Source organism: Flavobacterium bizetiae (genome assembly GCF_902804475.1).
In the GTDB taxonomy this organism is placed as follows: Bacteria; Bacteroidota; Bacteroidia; order Flavobacteriales; family Flavobacteriaceae; genus Flavobacterium; species Flavobacterium bizetiae.
In genome coordinates, this window is the sequence record NZ_CADCSU010000216.1 from 1 (window position 1) to 3129 (window position 3129).

The 3129-nt window shown below is 28.4% G+C and carries 5 protein-coding genes; 1 reads left to right on the forward strand and 4 read right to left on the reverse strand.

Annotated elements, in window-relative coordinates; all coding sequences use genetic code 11:
• The 3 genes from FLACOL7796_RS24055 to FLACOL7796_RS24065 form a co-directional block, all read right to left on the reverse strand.
• Window positions 1-859: AbiH family protein (locus tag FLACOL7796_RS24055; protein ID WP_232067445.1), on the reverse strand; the 859-nt coding region annotated here is incomplete at its 3' end.
• 62 nt (window positions 860-921) lie between these two features.
• The gene (locus FLACOL7796_RS24060; RefSeq protein WP_173973299.1) at window positions 922-1512 is read right to left on the reverse strand and encodes a recombinase family protein; all 591 of its coding nucleotides are present in this window, start codon (window positions 1510-1512) and stop codon (window positions 922-924) included.
• A 156-nt stretch (window positions 1513-1668) separates the two neighbouring features.
• Entirely contained in the window at window positions 1669-1938 is a 270-nt protein-coding gene (locus FLACOL7796_RS24065; protein ID WP_173973300.1) for a helix-turn-helix domain-containing protein, read from the reverse strand.
• A gap of 140 nt (window positions 1939-2078) precedes the next feature.
• Here FLACOL7796_RS24065 and FLACOL7796_RS24070 point away from each other — a divergent pair, with 140 nt between their 5' ends.
• The gene (locus tag FLACOL7796_RS24070) at window positions 2079-2450 is read left to right on the forward strand and encodes a hypothetical protein (RefSeq protein WP_173973301.1); all 372 of its coding nucleotides are present in this window, start codon (window positions 2079-2081) and stop codon (window positions 2448-2450) included.
• 131 nt (window positions 2451-2581) lie between these two features.
• Here the strand turns inward: FLACOL7796_RS24070 and FLACOL7796_RS24075 are convergent.
• A partial coding sequence (locus FLACOL7796_RS24075) for a hypothetical protein (RefSeq protein ID WP_173973302.1) occupies window positions 2582-3129 on the reverse strand: 548 nt, incomplete at its 5' end.

Genomic DNA, 3129 nt, shown 5'->3' on the forward strand with positions numbered 1-3129 from the left:
GTATCTTGCTTAGAACTAAATTTTTATTAATGTCAATAGATGAATTAAAATCATTTGAATTGTAATATAAATCTTCTGTAAATGTATAGTTGAAGTTTAGGAATAAAATTTCTTCAGGTTGTAAATCAAAATAATTAATTGCAGACTCTGAAAGTAGTCTCTTCCTAATTGTTTTATGAGGTTCAGATTTATCAACTGTATTTATCAGTTGGTTTCTCTTCGAATACGTTTCGTTAAAAGTAGGAACTGGTCGATAGTTGTTTTTTAAATCGGGTTGGATTTCTTGAAATTCAGATTCTACTTTTTTGTTTATTGCCGATTCTGTAAAGTCTCTAAAATTAAAATTATAATAAATTTTGTTTCCTACAGAACTCTGTATTCTTAGTACTTCGCTGTTTTTATTATAGTTTTCTTTGAAATAGTTTTCTGTTTCTTGTAGATAATTTTCTAGTAATTTTTGTATTTCAGTAAAATCGGAATTTAGTTGAGAAATTTTATATGTACAGTTTACATCCTTAAATGATTGTTTTAAAAGTAAATAATACTCATTTTCTATATCGACCCAATTTTGAATTTGTTTTTTATGGTTGATGTGTTCAAGAAATTTATTTTTAAAAATTAGTTCACTTCCATTCCTTTCTAAAGTTTCATGTAATTCCTCAAATTTGATAATTGTAGAAAAATAAACGGGTCGTGGTAATCGAGTAATTTTTATTTCTGAATTTTCAAATAATCTCTCTTTAGTTGACTTGATATCAGATATTATTTTATACCAATAATAACTAATGAAATCATTATAGCTTGTTCTCATTCCATGAGCTAAATCAAATCCATTTCCGATAAGTATAATTCTATTCATGATTTTATTTTAATCAAATATATAGAATATTTTTTCTTATAATATTGAAAGGTAGAATTTATTTATGGTAACATTTTTCTAATTTTGACGATAGTATTATTTGATAAATTGGTAATCGAAGACAGTTTTCGAATAGAATAGTTTTTGTCTTTAATCAACTCTAAATGTGATTGATTGTATTTAGACAAAAATTGTTGAGGTGTCTCTGCAGTATGTAATTGTCTACCTTTATAAATACCTTTTGCTTTCGCAATTAAGATGCCTTCTTTTTGTCTTTCTAACAAAGATGCTCTTTCCATTTCTGCAACGTTACTTAAAACATCAGTAATCATTTTGAAGATGGAATTAGGTTTGTTGTCAATCATAGAATACAAACCAATGTTTTCTACATGAACATTTATTTTAAGATTGCTTAAAGTATTTAAAGTTGTTTGAATGTCGAAGGCATTTCTGCCTAATCTATCGATTGAATGTACTACTAATGTATCAATCTTTTTGGTTGATATATCGTTCAATAATTTGATTGCACTCGGTCGTTCGTTGAACGGAATAGAACCACTACACTTATCAATATATTCTTTATGGTCAACAGTTGATTGTCTGTCAATATTTTGTTCTGTTGTACTAACTCTAATATATTTCGCAGTTTTCAAGTTTCTTTGCTTTTGTTGAAACAAAGATAATGATTTTTATTTTAGCGTATCAATTTTAAGGTGGTTATTTATGATGCATTATTAAGCCAATAAAACTGTTTAGAATTTAATTGAAATTGTATTAACACTAAGGTATAATCTTAAAAAGGTACACTTTTAATATTCGCTGAAGCCTTGAAAGAATTCTTCTAGTGTAACATCCATTAATTTTAAAATCTTAATAAGTGTGTTTAATTGGATATTTGCGCCAGCTTCATATTTTCCATATTGAGGTCGGCTTATGTTATTATCGTATGCGAAAGTATCAGAGTTGGTGTAACCTGCTTTTTTTCGGAAATACTTTAACCTTTCACCTATTTTTTTTAAGTAGATTGATTCCTCAACTTTTGTTCCTGCCTTAATCTCCTTATCATTTTTTGAAGCCATTTTTTACTCTTTTATAGAGCAAATCAAGCTAAAATCTCCATATTTATTTACTCTTTATAAGGATACTCCGTATGAGGATACTCTATATATGGAGAATTTTTATATATTTGCGTTTTTAATACATTCTAAAAAACCAAAAAATGAACAATCCATTTAAAATTATCGTGAGGGGGGCAGTTCTTGTTTTTGCACTTCTCTGCTTTGGAGGCTATATGTACAGTCTCCGCATTCACAATGAATACAGAGAAGAGCATCCAAAAACAAAAAGCTTAGATGAACTCAAAGCATGGGCGCAGACAGCAATTATCCAAAAGTACTGCGAAGACTACGCTTCTGTAAAAAACATCAACAATGAAACAAACCACCAGAGGGAACTAAGCCGTGTCGATAACAACAGGTATCTGTATGTACCGCAGATGGTTCGAAATGTCATTGAGGATAACGATTTGCCTGACAGCTACGCTGATGAACTGTTTCACTACGTTGACAATGAAATAGATAAATGCCAATAATTTAATCCAATCTAATTTTAAACACATGAGAAAAATTGTACTTTTTGCATTAGTAAGCATTCTTTTCGTCAACTGCCAGTCTGATGATTCCGAGCAGGAGAATACGGATAATTCAAAATCATCTATCGCTTTCACGTTGAACAATAAAACCGAGTATGATTATTATGCGATGTGTTAAAAATAAGGTTCTTAAAAATTTTTACTTTATCATCTCGCAAATAACTGCTTAGTCTTAAGGTTTTTAGTACATCCTGAATGTAGATTTCACTCTGATTATTTTTAATTAACATCAAAGATTCTTTTCTTATTCGAGCATTCTTAAGTTGTTGTTCTGCCTTATTAATAATAATTGGTCTTTTCTCTGGACTGAATTTTTGTAAAAAATCCGAACCTTCTAACATCCATTCTTCAATTTCAAGATATAAATCAGAGAATTCAATTGCTGTTTCTAACTGATTTTGTTTTACCATATTTTGAATATATTCATTCAAGAAACTTAAATAAGAAAAGACCCATAGATTTTCTCTTTTCTTATAATCTTCAAATAGTTGTGCATATGGCTTTTCTTTGTAAATATCTTTTTTTATTTCATCGCTAATAAAATAAAAATATTTATCTACACTATTTGTTTTATTTATAAATTCAAAAATTGATTCCACATAAATGAATGAACCATATC